General features: G+C 67.4%; 14 protein-coding genes. 8 read left to right on the top strand and 6 right to left on the bottom strand.

The window, feature by feature from the left end:
- The first annotated feature begins 32 nt into the window (after positions 1–32).
- Both C5E41_RS03040 and C5E41_RS03035 read left to right on the top strand, forming a co-directional pair.
- Positions 33–749, top strand: a complete 717-nt coding sequence (locus C5E41_RS03040; protein WP_104374314.1) for a polysaccharide deacetylase family protein — start codon at positions 33–35, stop codon at positions 747–749.
- Positions 750–805: 56 nt separating this feature from the next.
- The gene (locus C5E41_RS03035) at positions 806–2,206 is read left to right on the top strand and encodes a WS/DGAT/MGAT family O-acyltransferase (protein WP_104374313.1); all 1,401 of its coding nucleotides are present in this window, start codon (positions 806–808) and stop codon (positions 2,204–2,206) included.
- A gap of 5 nt (positions 2,207–2,211) precedes the next feature.
- Here the strand turns inward: C5E41_RS03035 and C5E41_RS03030 are convergent, their stop codons facing one another.
- The gene (locus C5E41_RS03030; RefSeq protein WP_258080700.1) at positions 2,212–3,162 is read right to left on the bottom strand and encodes an alpha/beta fold hydrolase; all 951 of its coding nucleotides are present in this window, start codon (positions 3,160–3,162) and stop codon (positions 2,212–2,214) included.
- A gap of 39 nt (positions 3,163–3,201) precedes the next feature.
- Positions 3,202–4,209: a zinc-binding alcohol dehydrogenase family protein gene (locus tag C5E41_RS03025; protein WP_181063094.1), complete on the bottom strand. Its 1,008-nt coding sequence runs from the start codon at positions 4,207–4,209 to the stop codon at positions 3,202–3,204.
- Positions 4,210–4,342: 133 nt separating this feature from the next.
- Here C5E41_RS03025 and C5E41_RS33655 point away from each other — a divergent pair, with 133 nt between their 5' ends.
- The 3 genes from C5E41_RS33655 (at position 4,343) to C5E41_RS03010 (ending at position 6,692) form a co-directional block, all read left to right on the top strand.
- Positions 4,343–4,690 carry an AraC family transcriptional regulator ligand-binding domain-containing protein gene (locus tag C5E41_RS33655; RefSeq protein WP_181063074.1) on the top strand — a complete coding sequence of 116 codons (348 nt, stop codon included), beginning with the start codon at positions 4,343–4,345 and terminating at the stop codon, positions 4,688–4,690.
- A 58-nt stretch (positions 4,691–4,748) separates the two neighbouring features.
- The gene (locus C5E41_RS03015; RefSeq protein ID WP_104374310.1) at positions 4,749–5,600 is read left to right on the top strand and encodes a VOC family protein; all 852 of its coding nucleotides are present in this window, start codon (positions 4,749–4,751) and stop codon (positions 5,598–5,600) included.
- 423 nt (positions 5,601–6,023) lie between these two features.
- The gene (locus C5E41_RS03010; RefSeq protein WP_308706027.1) at positions 6,024–6,692 is read left to right on the top strand and encodes a TetR/AcrR family transcriptional regulator; all 669 of its coding nucleotides are present in this window, start codon (positions 6,024–6,026) and stop codon (positions 6,690–6,692) included.
- 173 nt (positions 6,693–6,865) lie between these two features.
- Here C5E41_RS03010 and C5E41_RS03005 read toward each other — a convergent pair whose 3' ends face one another.
- Positions 6,866–8,281, bottom strand: a complete 1,416-nt coding sequence (locus C5E41_RS03005; protein ID WP_104374308.1) for an amidohydrolase family protein — start codon at positions 8,279–8,281, stop codon at positions 6,866–6,868.
- Positions 8,282–8,806: 525 nt separating this feature from the next.
- Here C5E41_RS03005 and C5E41_RS03000 point away from each other — a divergent pair.
- The gene (locus C5E41_RS03000; protein ID WP_219823082.1) at positions 8,807–9,874 is read left to right on the top strand and encodes an enoyl-CoA hydratase/isomerase family protein; all 1,068 of its coding nucleotides are present in this window, start codon (positions 8,807–8,809) and stop codon (positions 9,872–9,874) included.
- 68 nt (positions 9,875–9,942) lie between these two features.
- Here C5E41_RS03000 and C5E41_RS33170 read toward each other — a convergent pair whose 3' ends face one another.
- Positions 9,943–10,149: a hypothetical protein gene (locus C5E41_RS33170; RefSeq protein WP_146097452.1), complete on the bottom strand. Its 207-nt coding sequence runs from the start codon at positions 10,147–10,149 to the stop codon at positions 9,943–9,945.
- Positions 10,150–10,193: 44 nt separating this feature from the next.
- Here C5E41_RS33170 and C5E41_RS02995 point away from each other — a divergent pair, with 44 nt between their 5' ends.
- Complete coding sequence (locus tag C5E41_RS02995; protein ID WP_439956347.1) at positions 10,194–12,371, top strand: acyltransferase family protein; 2,178 nt, start codon at positions 10,194–10,196, stop codon at positions 12,369–12,371.
- Positions 12,372–12,432: 61 nt separating this feature from the next.
- Here the strand turns inward: C5E41_RS02995 and C5E41_RS02990 are convergent, their stop codons facing one another.
- Positions 12,433–13,278 carry an alpha/beta hydrolase family esterase gene (locus C5E41_RS02990; protein ID WP_181063073.1) on the bottom strand — a complete coding sequence of 282 codons (846 nt, stop codon included), beginning with the start codon at positions 13,276–13,278 and terminating at the stop codon, positions 12,433–12,435.
- Positions 13,279–14,113: 835 nt separating this feature from the next.
- Positions 14,114–14,794, bottom strand: a complete 681-nt coding sequence (locus tag C5E41_RS02985; RefSeq protein WP_104374306.1) for a TetR/AcrR family transcriptional regulator — start codon at positions 14,792–14,794, stop codon at positions 14,114–14,116.
- Between the two features lie 81 nt (positions 14,795–14,875).
- Between C5E41_RS02985 and C5E41_RS02980 the strand changes: the two genes are divergently transcribed.
- A complete protein-coding gene (locus C5E41_RS02980) occupies positions 14,876–16,285 on the top strand; it encodes an amidase (protein WP_104374305.1) in 1,410 nt (469 codons plus the stop codon).
- Positions 16,286–16,494: the final 209 nt, after the last annotated feature.

Genomic DNA, 16,494 nt, shown 5'->3' with positions numbered 1-16,494 from the left:
CCGGACCCTGTGTCCGGTGGTAGGTTTCGCCGATGAAACGCAGGCTGCTGTTCGGCGGCGGGATCGTCGTCGTTGTCGCGACGGTGCTGTCGATCGGCACGTACATCCTGATGAATTCGCGGACCTTCCAGGTCGCCGGGCGCGTGGTCCACCGCGTCGACACCAGCGGCAAGGTTGTCGCGCTGACCATCGACGACGGCCCCACCGACCGCACCTCCGCGATTCTGGAAACCCTTGCCGCCGAACATGTTCCGGCCACCTTCTACCTCGTCGGCCGCGAGCTGGCAGCCCATCGCGACTACGGGGCGCAGATCGCGGCGGCCGGGCACGAGCTCGGTAACCACAGCGACACCCATCGGCGGCTGGTCTTCGTCACCCCGGCCACGGTCCGCGACGAAATAGAGCGCACCGACGCCGAGATCGAGCACATCGGCTACCACGGCCCGGTGACCTTCCGCCCGCCCTACGGAAAGAAGCTGGTCACACTTCCCTGGTATCTGTCCCGCCACGACCGCACCACCGTGATGTGGGATGTCGAATCCGATTCCACCGGCGGGGCGAGCACCGATGCCATAGTCTCCGACACGGTGAACCGTACCCGGCCGGGGTCGATCATTCTGTTGCACGCGATGTACCAGCCGGCCGCAGAGGCGGCGATTCCGCGCATCGTCGCAGAACTCCGTTCGCGCGGTTACGGTTTCGTGACCGTCTCGCAACTGATCGCGTGCACGAAACCCGCCGGAATGTGACCGAACTCCCCTACCGTTTCAGCCAAAACTAGAACGTGTTCTAATAGTCTACAGGTATGGAGCGATTGACCGGGCTGGATGCCAGCTTTCTGTACCTGGAGACCGACACCCAACTGCTGCACGTGTGCGCGCTGCTGATCCTCGACCCGCCCGCCGACGGGACGGACTACGAGTTCACCGCACTGAAGGAGGAATTGGGGCGCCGCCTGCACCTGATTCCCTCCATGCGCCGCCGCGTCCATCGGGTCCCGTTCGACCTCGACCACCCGGTCTGGGTCACCGACAACGACTTCGACCTCGACCGGCATGTACGCCGCCTCGGGCTCCCCTCCCCCGGCGGACCGAAGGAGCTGGCCGAACTGGTCGCCGATATCGCGGCGCAGCCGATGGACCGCACCCGCCCGCTGTGGGAGATGTGGGTGATCGAGGGCCTGGCCGACGGTAAGGTGGCCGTCGTTTCGAAATACCATCACGCTGCCGTCGACGGTGTCACCGGCGCCAACATGATGGCCTATCTGTGTGATGCCGAACCGGGCGTGCGCTATCCCGATCCGCCGGCCGAGACCCACTCGGAGTCCGACGAACCCAACGATCTCGCCCTCGCCGCCGAGGGGCTGGTGCGGATGCCGGCGAAACTCGGCGTGGTCGGCATGGTGCCCAAGACGCTGGGCAAACTGGGCGGGCTGGTGCAGCGCCGACGGGCCGACAAGCAAGGTATGGCGCTGCCGTTCACCGCACCGCGCACGCCCTTCAACCGGACCATCACCCGCCATCGCAGTGTCGCCTTCACCACCGCCGATCTCGACGAGATCAAGGAGATCCGGGCCGCATTCGATGTGAAGGTCAACGACGTGGTCCTCACCGTCATCGCGGGCGCGTTGCGCCAGTATCTGAGCGAGCACGACGAACTGCCGGAGACCTCGCTGATCGCCTCCGTGCCGGTCTCCACCCACGAGACGACGCGGCACGAACGCGGCGTCAACAAGGTATCGACGCTGTTCGCTCAGCTCTACACCGACGTCGAGGACCCGGTCGAGCGGCTGCACCTGATCGCGCACGGCAACGTCGGCGCGAAGGAGGAGCACGAAGTCCTGGGCGCGGACTTCCTGCAGGACTGGGCCGAATACGCCCCGCCGAACACCTTCCGGCTCGCGGTGCGCGCCTATTCGTCGTTCAAACTCGCCGAACGGCATCCGGTGGTGCACAACCTGGTGATCTCCAATGTGCCCGGACCGCAGCAGCCGCTGTACTTCCTCGGCCACCGCATCGATGCGCTGTTCCCCTTCGGCCCGGTCTTCCACGGCGCCGGCCTCAATGTCACGGTGTTGTCGGCCAACGGCGATCTCGATTTCGGCTTCATCGCCTGTCGTGAGCTGGTGCCCGATCCGGACAGGATGGCCGACGCCGTGCACGACAGCATCTCCGCGCTACTGAAGGCGGCCCACGCCCAGCGCTGAGCGCCTCAGCTCTCCCGCCGAGCGGCCACCGACGCACAGGCCTCGAGGAGCACAGGGACAAAGGCGTCCGCCTCGAGTACACAGGCAGCATGCCCAGCCGGTACGAGGAAGATCTCCGCTCCGGCAATCATTTTCGACATCTCCAGCTGCCGGTAGACCGGCAGCGCGCGATCATGTGTCGTGATCACCACGCCCGTCGCCATATTCAGGCTCGACAACCACGGCGAGGAATCGAAGCGTCCCAGTTCGGCGATCGCCTGGGTCATCGCCCATCCGCTGGTGGTCCGCAGTTCGGCCAGCGCCCATCGATCCATTCGGCCGTTCTCCCACGAGATCTCGGGCGCATGCGGCAGTTTGCTCGCCGCTTCGGCGACCCGGCGACCGGCCGTCTCGGTCATCACCCCGGCGACCAGCGCCATACCGCCGTGGAACAGCCGCTCACGCCACTTCTCCCGGAACCGGTGGGTCGTCGCACACAGCACCAGGCCACCGACCCGCTCCGGATACCGGTACGCGACCAACTGAGCGACGATTCCTCCCATCGAGTATCCCGCCAGGATCGGCCGGTCCACGCCGGCGAGCTCCGCTACCGCGACAACGTCCTCGGCCAGATCGTCCAGATCGAAACGCGGCGAACGAATTCCATGCCCGTGCCAGCGCTGGTCGAACAGCACCACCCGGTAGTGCTCGGACAACTCCGCCAGGGCTGGGAACCAGTTCAGCATCGCTGTGGTCACCAGTCCGTGCAACAGAATCACCGTCGGTGCGCCCTCGGGCCCGGGGATGTCGACCAGATAGGTCCGCCCGCGCCCGAGCAGATCCACCATCCGGCCCGCGGGCACCGAGGTCGTGCGCGATACGCGGGTACCGAAGCGACCGCCGGCCGCCCCGCGACCACTGCCCGCCGTCTGCCGCTCCGCCGCCATCGTGTCCTCCTGCACCGCCAGCCCTGTCATGAATTAGAACACGTTCCAATTCGATGGTACCGGGTGCGGTCAGCGAGCTCCGGGCAGCAGCACAGCCGCCCCGGCGAATCGGCCGTGTGCCAGATCGGCCAGGGCCCGGTCGGCGGATTCGAGCGGATAGGGGTTGATGCGAACCTGCATCCGGTGCTGTGCGCAGAAGTCCAGGAATTCGCGTCCGTCCGCGCGAGTGTTGGCAGTGACCGAACGGATCTCGCGCTCCTGGAACAGATGGCGCTGATAGTTCAGCGCCGGGATATCGGTGAGGTGGATACCTGCGATCGACAGCACACCGCCGCGGTCCAGCCCCGCCAGCGCGGGCAGCACCAGGTCCCCGACCGGCGCGAACAGGATCGCCGAATCCAGCGGCACCGGCGGCGGATCGGCCGCGCCCTGCGCCGACGCCGCACCCAGCGCCAGGGCCAACTCCCGCGCGGCGGCGTCGCGGGTCATCACGTGCACCTCGGCGCCCTGAGCCAGGGCGACCTGGGCGGCCAGATGTGCGCTGCCGCCGAAACCGTAGATGCCGAGCCGTCCCCCCGGCGGCAGCGACGCCCGCCGCAGCGCCCGGTAGCCGATGATGCCCGCGCAGAGCAGGGGGGCCAACTCCGCGTCGGCATACCCGGCAGGCAGCGGGTACACGTAATCGGCAGGCGCCGTGGCATATTCGGCGTAACCACCGTCGGCGTCCCATCCGGTGTAGTGCGAATTCGGGCACAGATTCTCCGCGCCGCGGCGGCAGTACGAGCACACCCCGCAGGTGCTGCGCAACCACGCGATACCGACCCGGTCACCGGGCGCGACAGCCGTCGCTGCCTCGCCCGCCGCGACCACCTCGCCCACGACCTCGTGACCGGGCACCACCCGCGGCCGGTGCACCGGCAGATCGCCCTCGGCGACATGCAGATCGGTGCGACACACGCCGCAGGCCAGCACTCGCACCAACACCTCGCCCGCGGCCGGCTCCGGAATCGGGATCCGGGTGCGGACCGGCGGGGATTCGTCGATCGGGCCGGGCCGCACCACCTGCCAAGCGGCCATCGTCGCAGGACTCATCGCACTCCTTCCGACACCGGAACGCCCGCGCCACTGCGGGAAGATCGATGGTAGTCGGGCGGGCGGACGGACCGGCACATCCAGCCGCCGAGGCGGTCAGGAGCACCGGAACGCGGCGTTGACAGCGTCGCTGAGTGCCCGCGCCGTCGACCGCCTTCCCGCTGCCCATCGGGCGGTGCACCAGATCGTCGACCTGGCGCGCCGGCGCGGCTGGGACACCGGGCAACTGCTCGCCGAGGCCGGGATCGCACCGCAGTTGCTGAACCCGGGACGCGCCCGCGTCACCGTCGGGCAAGCCGTGCATCTGGTGCAGCGATTGTGGCGCAGCACCGACGACGAACTACTCGGATTGGGCCGCCACCCGATGCCGCGCGGCGCCTTCCGGCTGGTGTGCTTCGCCCTGCTAGGTTCCCGCGACATCGCCGCCAAGTGTATGAATGCCCTTACCGTAAGCATTACCGGTTAGACATAGCATTCGGCGTGGGCTCGCGACGGATCGGCACGCCATTGGACTTGGGAGAGAGATGTCAACTGCGCTCGTCGTGGAACGCCTGGGCCACGTCAACATGTTCGTCGAAGATCACGCCGGCATCACCAGCCGCTACCGCGACATCTTCGACGCATCGGTGTTCATGGATTTCACGGAGCCGGAGGTCGGCGCCCGCAACACACTGTGGCTCGTCGGCGACACTTGCTTCGAGGCGTTCACTCCGACGGATTCGGCCGGGGCGATCGCAAGATGGATCGACCGATACGGAGCTGGGTGGCACTCATTGGAGTGGACCGTCAACGACCTGGACGACGCTCGCGACGTCCTGCGCAAGCACGGCATCCGTATTACCGACGACCGCCCGGGCAGTTACCTGTTCACCCATCCCCGAGACCTTCACGGCCTGTGCGTCGAGTTGACCACCCATCACTTCCCCGGAGACAAGCGAGATGAGGACGGGTGGGCACCGACGTATTGGGCCGATGAGCACCCGCTCGGAATCCAAGGCGAGCCGGTCATCAGACTCGGTTCCAGCGAGCCCGAGAAGGCGGCGGCCGCCGTGGCCGAACTGGTGGGCAGTGAGACCACCGCGACGGAGAATTCGGCTCACAACACGCTCGGTTTTCGTGTGCCTCTTGCCGATCACGCGGTGGAATTCGTCGCCTCGCGCAGCGGCGGCGACAACGATCTTGTCGGCCGATTCCTCGCCGACCATGGTGAACGCGTGATTAACGTCGAACTCGGGATCGCCAGCCTCGACCGGGCCAGGGCCTTCCTCGCTTCGAAGTCGATCACATTCGAACAGTGGGGCGCCCAGTCATTGCTGCTGCCGGGCCGCGAGATGTTCGGCACCCCGGTCGTGCTGTCGGAACGCGGCACCGCCTGACAACCCTGCGGATTCCACCATGAAGGCCCTGATAGCGAACTCGGCGAGAGCCACTCCGTCTCTCACGGAGCGGACCCAGGGCCCTTCTGACCGGCGTCCGCGGCGCCGCCGACATAAAGGATTCGAAGGCGCAGCGCCGTCAGCTCGAAGCATCGGCCGACGTCACGTCGGTGCGCCATCGGCCCGTTCGGACATACCGGCACCGTTGCACGATTGCGCCCGATCGCACAGTCGTGCAACGGTTTTCGAGTCGAATCCGTAATACCGGCAAGATCGAAACGCGGCCCCAGCGCAGCTACAGGGCTTACGACGCATTACGGTATGAGATACCGTATAACCAGCTTCGAAACGGGCCGATCGTAGGGCCGGGACGGAAGGCCATGGCACAGGCAGCGACAAAGCGCGAGCGCCGGCCACGGATCGATCACGGCTGACAACATCCTGGCGGAGGCTTTTCGCTTCTGTCGCGAGCAGTCGCTGGATGCGCTCACAATGCCACAGCTCGCCAGTTTCATGGAGGTCGGAGTTACCAGTATCTATTGGTACTTCAAGAGCAAGGACGAGCTCCTCGAAGCGATGTCGCGCGCAGCCTTCATCCGATTCGCCGAGCTTACCGAGGTAGACCTGTCCGGCCGGTGGGACGAGATTCTGCGACGCTATTTCAGAGTGTTCCGTGATGTCCTGGAGGCGGACCCGGTCCTGTGCGACTTCATCGTAGTCCGCGTGGAACTCGCTCGTTCCACCGATCACATAGAGCCGACCCTGCGACACCTTGATGAGATCGCGGGAGTGCTCGTCGGTGCCGGCTTCACTCATGAACAGGCTCTACTCGGTTACAACTCGCTTTCGCTCTACACCCGCCGCGCGATACACGCAGATCGCCTCCGTGAAGCCAGCGTTCACGAACGAGGCTTCATCGGAGGCCTCCGGGGCCAGTTGACTCGATCCGTAGCGGACGAGCCGCCCAATCTCGCCCGCGGCCTCGACGAGTCGACACTCGACGACAACGACGAGTTCGAGTTCGGCATGAATCTGATCATCAGCGGCCTGCACGCGTTACTGGCGGAATCAGGCACCGCGAACAAGGCGTGATCCGTCCAGTGAGGGACACCGCCCGCCGGTTTTTGCTCCCGGCCAAGGCTGAAGCCCGGTCAGGAGCGGGCTGGGCGCCAGAAGACGGCCAGTAGCAGGAGCGCTCCGCCCACTCCGAGCACAGCGCTCACCGCCGCGGCGGCCCAGCCTCCCACGAGTGGGCTTTCCTACGATCAGGTCGTTCGCCAGAAGATGTGACCGTCGATGACGGTGGCTCGGACGTTGTCGGCCGTGGGCGCACTCAGGGCTCGAGCGAGCGGCACTTCGAGCACGACCAGATCTGCGGGTGCGCCGGCACGAAGGCGGCGCGGGAGGCCACCGGGATCGTCGGGCGAGCCCAGGTATGCCCGCAGAGCCTCACCGGCTGTCAAGTGCTCGGCGATGTTGAGGGGAGCTCCGGTCGCGCCGGCTCGGTCCCGCGCAGCAGCGATAACCGTCCATGGGTCGATGGGACCGTATGGCGCGTCGCTGGACAGCGCCAACGGCACACCCGCGTCGACGAGAGAACGACACCGATAGAGGTCCGGCAGGTCGGCAGCGTCGACCGTATGGCGGTAGTCGTCCCCGCGATGGCGTAGGAAGCCGGGTTGCGTCACCACGCTGAAGCCGTGGCGGCGGATGTCGGCAATGCTCTCGACCGGAATGAGAGCCCCGTGTTCGATCCTGTCTCCTGCCCGACCGCCTGCCTCTTCCATGGCGGCCAGCAACAGCAACAGCGCCTCGCGACTCACGCAGTGCACGGCCACGGCGCGGCCGTGACCGTGTGCACAGCGAATCCTCTCGACCAGGTTGTCCAGCGACGGCAGACCCGAATCAGGGATCACGATCTTGTACGGCCCGACACTCACCCGTGAATTTTCCTGCTGCACAACAGCATTCAAAGGAACACCGAGTAGATGCAACCGTTGCGGAAGCTCGCCGGTGGCAACGGACTGCGTAAGCGCGGTCTGCGAACCCGGCGTCAGGTCCGGTGTCGCATCCGTGACGCCGGTAATCCCCTTTCGAGCCAGCTTCGCACCGAGCGCGTGCAGATCGGGCGGGCCGGCCGCCGGGAGCCGGTCGCGAAGCCAGGAGTCGGCACGCCAGATCCGGCCGGTCGGCTCACCGGCGGCATCGAGTTCGACGCCGGGATGCCTTGTGGCAGCGGTGATCCGAACCTGTCGGAGCGCAGCTGTATTGAGAATCCACATCGCGCCGCTGCGGTGCTGGATCCGAACCGGGCGGTCGCGGTGCAGCGCGTCGATGGCGCGCGCATCGAGATCTCCTGCGACGCTTTCGAAATAACCGACTCCGCGCACCCATCCGTGTTCATCGCCCGCGGCCATCGCAAGCGCGTCCGCCAACTCCTGCCGGTCGCACACCTCGGGCGGACCGCAATGCACCGATGCCGCGTCGGCTGCCGTGGCGTACAGGTGGAGGTGGTGGTCGTGCAGGCCCGGTATGACCGCGCCGCCACGCGCATCGATCACGTCCTGCGCATCCGAAGTCGACAGGCCACGCCCGATCTGCTCGAGACGAGATCCGCGCACTCGAAGATCGAGACCGGTTTGCCCGCGCACCTCCGCATTGCGGATGACGATCACCGTCATGGTCGTGTCCCCGGCGAACGCAGGACTCGGAACCTGTCGGCACCGGGCTCCGGGGCCTCGGCCGAAGGTCGTCGTGCCTGCGGCTCGCTCACCGGCACACCATCGCCCGGTAAGGCCGGATCGTCAGGACGAGCGCAGGCGACGGCAGCCCACCCATCGGCTGTGCGAAGAAGCCGACCGGCTCCGCCGATGGGCACCCTTCCCCGTCGACGACCGTCGGTCAGGGCCGCCCGTTCCGCGAGCATGTGCGCGCCGTCGATGGCCAATTCCCGGCCGGTGCTGCGGGCTACGGAGCCAACCCGTTCCGACAACCGACGTCCTCGCGAAGCCGCATACCCCGGCGGGACGATGCACGGCCCTTCCCGATGCCCGGTCAATGCGACTACGCCGCTTTCCGCCCAGTCCACGACATGATCGTGCTGTCGACCGGCCGGTAGCGTCGGAAAGACCATCGTGCGATCGTAGAACCTGCCGCGGAGACCCACCGACAGCGCCCAGCCGTCGCATGCCAGGATGGTACGGGTGATGTGCGGTGACCCCGATGTGAGCATGAACCTGCTGCAACTCGAGCTCGGAACAGACGGCTCGCCGGCGAACCCCGTAGCCGTCATTCCGCTCGAAACATGGGAAACCCGAACGGACGAACAGATCCACCACGCCGCAACGGCGATCGCCGATTCGATGCGCATCACGATCGGCGTTCTGCATGAAGCGCCGACCCCGAGACTCGAACCGCTGCTGCGGGCCGCCACACTCACACTTTCCGAAGTGCCGTCCGACCATATCGCCGTGGTGGACTGCGCGGACCTCGACGATGCGCTTCGCCGCCTCGAGGACGCCGTTCGTTACAGCCCGTGCGCCAGCGTTGCTCTGGCGCGCCTCCTCCGCCAGACGTCGATCTCCGACACCACATCCGGTCTGGCAGCCGAGGCAGCGGTTTACTCGATGTTGTTGAGCGGCAAGGAGTTCGCACGCTGGCTCGGAAACCGGAACCGGCCCCGAACTACCCGACGACCGGAGCACCCCCTCGTCCGGATGGACCGATCCGACGACGTCCTGTCGGTCGAACTCGCCAACCCGGACCGGCGCAATGCTCTCAGCTTCCAGCTGCGCGAGGAATTGCTCGACGCGCTGCGAATGGCAGATTTCGACCCCACTATCGAGCGGGTGAACATTCGCGGGGCAGGACCGGTGTTCTGCAGCGGAGGCGACCTCGATGAATTCGGCACCGCCACCGATTGGGTAGCTGCCTACCTGGTGCGACTGGAACGCGCCCCGTGGCGCATCATCGACCGGCATCGAGAACGTTTCGCTGTTTACGCGCAAGGCGCGTGTATCGGTGCGGGTATCGAAATGGCGGCGTTCGCGGGGCGACTGGTGGCGGAGGAAGGCACCGTATTCCGCTTGCCCGAAATCGAAATGGGTCTGGTACCCGGCGCCGGAGGAACGGTCAGTATCCCGCGGCGAATCGGGCGATGGCGGGCGGCCTGGATGATGCTGACAGGCGAGCGGGTCGATTGCACCACCGCTCTGCGATGGAACCTCATCGATGCACTCAGCCCGAAAACAGCCGATGCCGGACGCACGAGCTGACCGGGCCCGCGAAGCACAACGATCACGGCCCGACCCGCACGAGCCACCTGCCGTCGGTCCGGTCCCTCTCACTCTCGGTTCCGGCAAGGTGAGGCGAGACGACGACGTACTTCGGCGTCTTGAAACCCGCCGGCCTTCGCCATGACCGAACCGGATGTCGCCAGCAGCGACGCCACGAACATCGCCACACGAATCCGCTGAGAGAATTCCGCGACGCGAAAACCGCTTGATTCGACCATAAGTGGCACACCGGGCACGGCAAATTCGTCGGCCACGGAAACGGCACGTCGGCACGTCACGACCGAGCCGATCCACCACAATGCTGCACATGACGGACACGGCCGTGAGCGGGTTGGCAAATCGGCAGGCAGACCGGGTTCACCATGCATCGCAGCCCGGGGAGGGATTTCGGCCCGATATCGAGGGGTTACGAGCAGTCGCTGTCGTGGCGGTCGTGCTGTTCCATGCGGGAATTCCGGGGATCAGCGGTGGATTTGTCGGGGTGGACGTCTTTTTCGTAATTTCCGGATTTCTGATCACCGGAATACTGTGCCGGGAGGTAAGGGCCGGCGGCACCATCGGGCTGGTCCGATTCTACGGCGCACGCGCTCGCCGGCTGCTGCCCGCGGCGGGCATCGTGGTGGTCGCCACCGCGATCGGCGCGGCGGTGCTGCTGCCGCCGCTGCAGGCGCGCCAGGTCCTCGGCGACGGGATCGCCAGCGCGTTGTATGTCGGGAACAATCGGCTCGCCCTGCGCGGCACCGACTACCTCGCGGCGAGCGAGCCACCCTCGCCGTTCGAGCACTTCTGGTCACTCGGCGTGGAGGAACAGTTCTACCTGGTGTGGCCGATGCTCATCGTCGCGGCGGCGTGGCTCGTTCGGCGCCGCCGCACCGCATCGGCCACTGCACTTCCCTACCTGATCACCCTCGCGGTTGTCGCCGCGCTCTCGTTCACGATCTCACTGATCTGGACCGGCACGCTGCCGCCGTGGGCGTTCTTCTCGCTGCCCTCCCGGGCGTGGGAGTTGGCCGCCGGCGGCCTGGTCGCGCTCTCGGTTGTCGTGTGGTCCCGGTTGCCGCAGTCGGTGGCCGCGCCGGCCGGATGGATCGGTCTGGTTCTGGTCGTGGTGGCCTGCACCCAGTTCGACAGCAGGACCCCCTATCCCGGCAGCGCGGCCCTGATCCCCGTCGCGGGCACCGCTCTGATGATCGTATCCGGCTGTGCCGGAGCGCGTTTCGGGGTCGGCCGACTGCTGACCCGCGGTCCGGTACGGGCGATCGGAGGCTTGTCCTACACCTGGTACCTGTGGCATTGGCCGGTCTTGCTGCTGGCACCGCATATGCTGGGCCACCCGCTCGGGCGAGTCGGCGCATTCGGTGCGCTCGTGATGGCCGGCGGGCTTGCCCTGCTGACCCAGTGGACGGTCGAGAATCCGGTCCGCTTCGCGGCGCCGTTGCGGAACTCGGCCGGGCGCAGCCTAGCCTGCGGCGGCGCCTGCACCGCACTCGCCGCGAGTGTGGCGCTCGTGCTGCTCGTGCTCGTTCCCGCCCCGGTCGGGCACGGCGTGGCGGCACCGTCCCTCGTACTCACCACGCCCCGGGACTCGGCCGCACCCGCCGCCGACCCCCGTGACGAGGCGGTGCGGCAGCTGATGGCCCAAGCGCAAGCAGCGGTCGCCGCCTCGGCCGAAATCCGTGCTGTTCCATCGAATCTCACCCCCTCACTGGACAGCGCGCCCGGCGACAAGGCCGACGTGTTCACCAATGGTTGTGTCCGGTCGTGGCGCGAGGTCGGCCAGGGCGAGTGCGCCTCGGGTGCTCCGGACTCGCCCACCACGGTGGCCTTGGTGGGCGATTCCCATGCGGCGATGTGGAATCCGGCGCTCGAGCCGATCGCCGAGGCGCGGCACTGGCGGCTGGAAACGATGGCCAAGGTCACCTGCCCACTGCTGGACCTGCCCATCACCAGCCCGTACTTGGACCGGGAGTACACCGAATGCGAGCAATGGCGCGGCCAGGTGCTGAACAGGCTGCGAACCGAACACCCACGGTTGATCGTGGTGGGCATGTCCCGACGCTACGGCGGCGATTTCGGCTTCGTCTCCTACGATCGAGCCTGGGTCGAGAGCCTCGGCCGCCTGGTCGCCCAGCTGCGCGCGATCGGTTCGGCCGTTCTCGTTCTCGGGCCGATCCCCGATCCCCACACCACGGTGCCGACGTGCCTGTCCGAACACCTCGACGATGCCACCGCATGCGCACCCGCACGCCCGGCCGGAGTGAACGACGCCGGTGTCTCGGCCGAGCAGGCGGCAACCACGGCCGGCGGCGGCCAATACGCCGATCTCACCTCGATGTTCTGCACCGCCGGCCGCTGCCCCGTCATCGTCGGCAATACTCTGGTGTTCCGCGACGACAATCACCTGACGGTCAGTTACGCCCAGACCCTCGGACCGGCGATCGGCGCCCTCACCGACCGCGCCCTCGCCCACGGATGACGGGCGTCGGAATCCCGCTGCGGCATCGGGCGCGGGGACCGACGCACTGCCCGCTCGGCTCCTACGGGAGGGTGGCGGCAGACATGAAGTTCCACAGTCGATCTCGCAGATCCTCGCCGGCTGCGCCGGACGGCCACTGATGCACCTGTCCGTTTTCCACCCGGTATTGCACGGAGGTCCCGCTCCGGCACGGTCCGTAGCCGGTCGTCGTGCCGAATGTGTCCTTGGACTCGGCCGGCGGGACCGGGCAGCCATCGCGATCTACCCATGCGTCGACGTTGGCCACACCGGCTACCGGATCGGAGATCGGGTCGATCTGCCCCTGGGCGACGCCGACGGAGATCGGCCGAGCGGGTTGACAGGGCGATCCTGGACTGGGAATCAGCAGGGTCGGATTCGGGAGGGTGGGATCGCCGCCCTCCCAGGACGTTACGTCCGCGAACACGTCGGAGGCGTCGCACGCCATCCGCTGTGACATGATGCCGCCGTCGGACCAGCCGCTGCTGTATACGCGCGCGGTGTCGACGCACCAATTCGCCTCGATGTCGGCGACGACCGAGCGCAGGAACCGGACATCGATCGAGCCCTGCTGAAACTCCCAATCGTTGCCCACCAGACCGTTACCGGGATCCAGCGGCAGATTGTTCGCGTTGCCCTGCGGGTAGGCGACGATGAAGTGGTGCGCGGACGCGTAAGGAGTCCAGCCCGAGACCTGCTCGAAATCTGCCGCATTGCTGGCATTTCCATGTTCGGCGAGCAGCAGCGGCACCGCGTGTCCGGCCAAGCCGGCAGGAACGTTGAGCCGATAGATCCTGGTACCGATCGTCCGTACGACGGTGCCGGCGGTCGCTGCCAGGCTGCACTGCGCCGCGGCGGGGCGAATTCGGCTTCGACCACCTGGTGTCACATGCGCAACCTGCAATGACGTGACGACTGCGGCGATGGCGGCTACGGCCGCTGCGAGTCGAATTGCGATAGCGCGCATACTTTCCCCTCATCGAGCCGGCGACGGACAGCAGCCTACTGCGGCCATGATTTCCCGCAGTGGTAAACGGTTGAATCGGTTCACCCGGCATTATGCGGCTGCTCGGCCGTCAGTACCGGCTATGCAGCGTATTCGTACTCGTCGCCTTCGAGCCGAGCTCCAGTGCGTACCTCTCGACGTCGAAGCGGTGCGCGTCGTTCGCTTCCTGCGTGGACCAATCCGCCGCGATCTGGTCCGCAAGACCCCACATCGCTGACCTGCCGCGACCCGAGCACCACCGTTCTCGGACACGACATGTCGATATGCCACCGTCCTCGACCGGGGTAGCCCGCCGTTGCCCGACAGTGACGGTGAGGGAAACGCCGATTGAATACTTCACTCAGCAGGCAGTTTCCACTCGATATTCGAGCGCTGGAGGTTTGCTAGCGATGGTGGATCGGGTAACAGAACAGTAAGGTCGGCGTCCTGCCCGGCGTCGACCTGCGCGTAAGCCGGAAGGCATGACCGGTTACGCGAAGCCGTTGCGGTGCCGCCGGGCCGATCGCCACCCCGGCGGCATCGCTACGTTCGGCGAGACGGCAACGTTTGCCGAAAGCAGGCTGTGTCGCCGAAAACTGGGCTGGGGTCAGGGCATCGGCGGCAGCATCGGGGACAGGGGCTCGTGAACCGTAACGAGGACGAACGACGTCGCCGTAGGGGGCGCTCCCTCATACCAGCCGGTGGCCCAACTTCGCCATCGCGCGACCGAATGGCGTTGTCACGCCTCGGATTCGGCGGAAGACGGATCGCCCTCGCCCACCTGATCGTCCGCCGGGGCTCGGCGGCGCAGCCGCAGAGCCAGCTCCACATGACCGTTGTCGAGCAGGAATCCCAGAAATAGGGCGCGAAACGCCGCATGCACCGAATCCGGCGGCAGCGTGCCCGGTACGGCCATCTCGTGCAACGCCAACCCGTGCGCCAGGGCCGTGAACGCCGGTGCGGCCGCCTCGGGTTCCGGGGCTCCGGCCGCGCGCACACCCGCGGCGGCGGCCCGGCGGGCGGCATCGAGCGCCCGTGCGGCGGCGTCGCGGAACTCCGGGTGCCGCGCGGCGTGCAGATAGGCCTCGAACAGCGCCGGCGTCTCCGGCGAGCGCGGGGTCGCGGCCGACGACAACGCGGCGGCGATCTCGTCGGGTGTGCTGTGCGCCTCGGCCAGCGCCTCGGCGAGCGCGACCTGGGTATCGGCGTCGGCGTCGGTATAGACCCGCAGCGCTTCCTCGGTCAGCGCGTCGATCGAGTCGAAGAAGTAGCCGACCGTGGTCAACGGCAGTCCGGCTTTTTCGGTGACCGCGCGATGTGTCACCCCGGCCACGCCCACGGCCGCGGCGACCTCGACAGCGGCCGCGAGCAGGGCTTCGCGTCGGGCCAGGGCACTGGGACGGTGGCGGCGCGCGGTCACGATGCAACCCTAGGCCATCTCTGTAACTTCTTACAGTTTCCCTCTGGGCTGAGTCTGTACATTCTTCTAGACTCAGCCGTCATGACGTCCCTTCACGCATTTCGCGACGATGCGCTCGCCGAGCACGACGCGGTCGCCCTCGCCGAACTGGTCCGCACCGGTTCGGTGAGCCCGCGGGAACTCGCCGCCGCCGCCATCGAGCGAGCACGTGCGGTCGACCCGCAACTCGACGCCGTCGCCTGCGCGATCTACGACGCCCCGCGCTACCACTCGAACTCCGATTCCGCCCTCTACGGCGTGCCGACGTTCGTCAAGGACAACACCGACGTGGCGGGACTGCCGACCAACCACGGCAGCGAGGCGTTCCGGGCGCGGCCGGCCGCGAAGAACGGCGCCTACGCCGACCAATTCCTCGGCACCGGTCTGACGCTGCTCGGCAAATCCCGACTGCCGGAGTTCGGCTTCAATGCCACCACCGAATTCATGACCGAACCTCCGACGCGCAATCCGTGGGACTTGGATCGCTCGATCGGCGCCTCGTCGGGCGGTTCGGCCGCGCTTGTCGCCGCGGGCGTGGTCCCGATCGCCCACGCCAACGACGGCGGCGGATCCATCCGCATCCCGGCCGCATGCGGCGGACTCGTCGGGCTCAAGCCGAGCCGCGGCCGCCACCTCGACGGCGAACAGGCGCGGCGGATGCCGATCCACATGATTTCCGAGGGCGTGCTCACACGCACCGTGCGCGACACCGCGGCATTCGTCGCCGCGTCCGAAAATGTCTGGCGCAACCCGAAACTCGCCCCCATCGGCGAGGTCCGCGGCCCGGCACGACGACGGCTGCGGGTCGGGCTGCTCATGCACAGCGTCACCGGAGCCGAGGTCGACGCGTCCACCCGCGCCGCGGTCGAGCACACCGCCACCCTGCTGGAGAAGGCCGGGCACGTCGTCGAACCGATCGCACTCCCGGTCACCGAGCAGTTCGCGGTGGATTTCATCCAATACTGGGCGCTACTGGCCGATCTCGCGGTGAGTACGGGCAAGCTCGTCCTGGACCGGTCGTTCGACGCGGCCGCCACCGACGGACTCACCCGCGGACTGCGCGCCCAGCACCGCCGCAACCTGCACCGAACGCCGGCGGCGCTGCGCCGGTTGCGGCGCATCCCCGCCGCGTATGCCCGAATGTTCGCCCGGCTGGAAGTCGTTGTGTCGCCGGTACTCTCACACACGACACCGCCGCTGGGCCACCTCGCACCGACCGTCGCCTTCCCGGAGCTGATCGACCGGCTCACCCGCTACGTCAGCTACACGCCACTGAACAACATCGCCGGCACCCCGGCGATCTCCCTGCCGATGGGCCGCACCACCGAAGGACTGCCGGTCGGCGTGCAACTATCGGCCGCCTACGGCGACGAACGCACACTGATCGAACTGGCCTACCTCCTCGAAGCCGCACAACCCTTCCCCCGCATCCAGGAGCACACGAACCCCTGACGCCCTTATGCAAGGTCCATCCCTCGTGTCCCGGCAGCATCGGCACCGTTGCTGATCCACAGCCCGCTGCCGCTGCTCGAGCCCTCGCGCAGCGGCTGCCGCTGCCTCGCCCCAGGCCGCCACGACCCGGCGCCGCATCCTCGAACGCGCCGCCGAGCGAGGGCGATGGGTGACCCCCGCCCACCTCGCGGGGCCCGGAGCAGTCGAAA

Source organism: Nocardia nova (genome assembly GCF_002933465.1).
Lineage (GTDB): Bacteria > Actinomycetota > Actinomycetes > Mycobacteriales > Mycobacteriaceae > Nocardia > Nocardia nova_B.
This window is presented reverse-complemented; position numbering and strand designations above follow the sequence as displayed.

Coding starts and splice junctions, on each gene's coding strand:
- C5E41_RS03025 (WP_181063094.1), bottom strand. CDS start 4,209: ATGGCCGCTTGGCAGGTGGTGCGGCCCGGCCCGATCGACGAATCCCCG.
- C5E41_RS02980 (WP_104374305.1), top strand. CDS start 14,876: ATGACGTCCCTTCACGCATTTCGCGACGATGCGCTCGCCGAGCACGAC.
- C5E41_RS03035 (WP_104374313.1), top strand. CDS start 806: ATGGAGCGATTGACCGGGCTGGATGCCAGCTTTCTGTACCTGGAGACC.
- C5E41_RS03030 (WP_258080700.1), bottom strand. CDS start 3,162: ATGACAGGGCTGGCGGTGCAGGAGGACACGATGGCGGCGGAGCGGCAG.
- C5E41_RS03040 (WP_104374314.1), top strand. CDS start 33: ATGAAACGCAGGCTGCTGTTCGGCGGCGGGATCGTCGTCGTTGTCGCG.
- C5E41_RS03015 (WP_104374310.1), top strand. CDS start 4,749: ATGTCAACTGCGCTCGTCGTGGAACGCCTGGGCCACGTCAACATGTTC.
- C5E41_RS03005 (WP_104374308.1), bottom strand. CDS start 8,281: ATGACGGTGATCGTCATCCGCAATGCGGAGGTGCGCGGGCAAACCGGT.
- C5E41_RS03000 (WP_219823082.1), top strand. CDS start 8,807: ATGTGCGGTGACCCCGATGTGAGCATGAACCTGCTGCAACTCGAGCTC.
- C5E41_RS02995 (WP_439956347.1), top strand. CDS start 10,194: ATGCTGCACATGACGGACACGGCCGTGAGCGGGTTGGCAAATCGGCAG.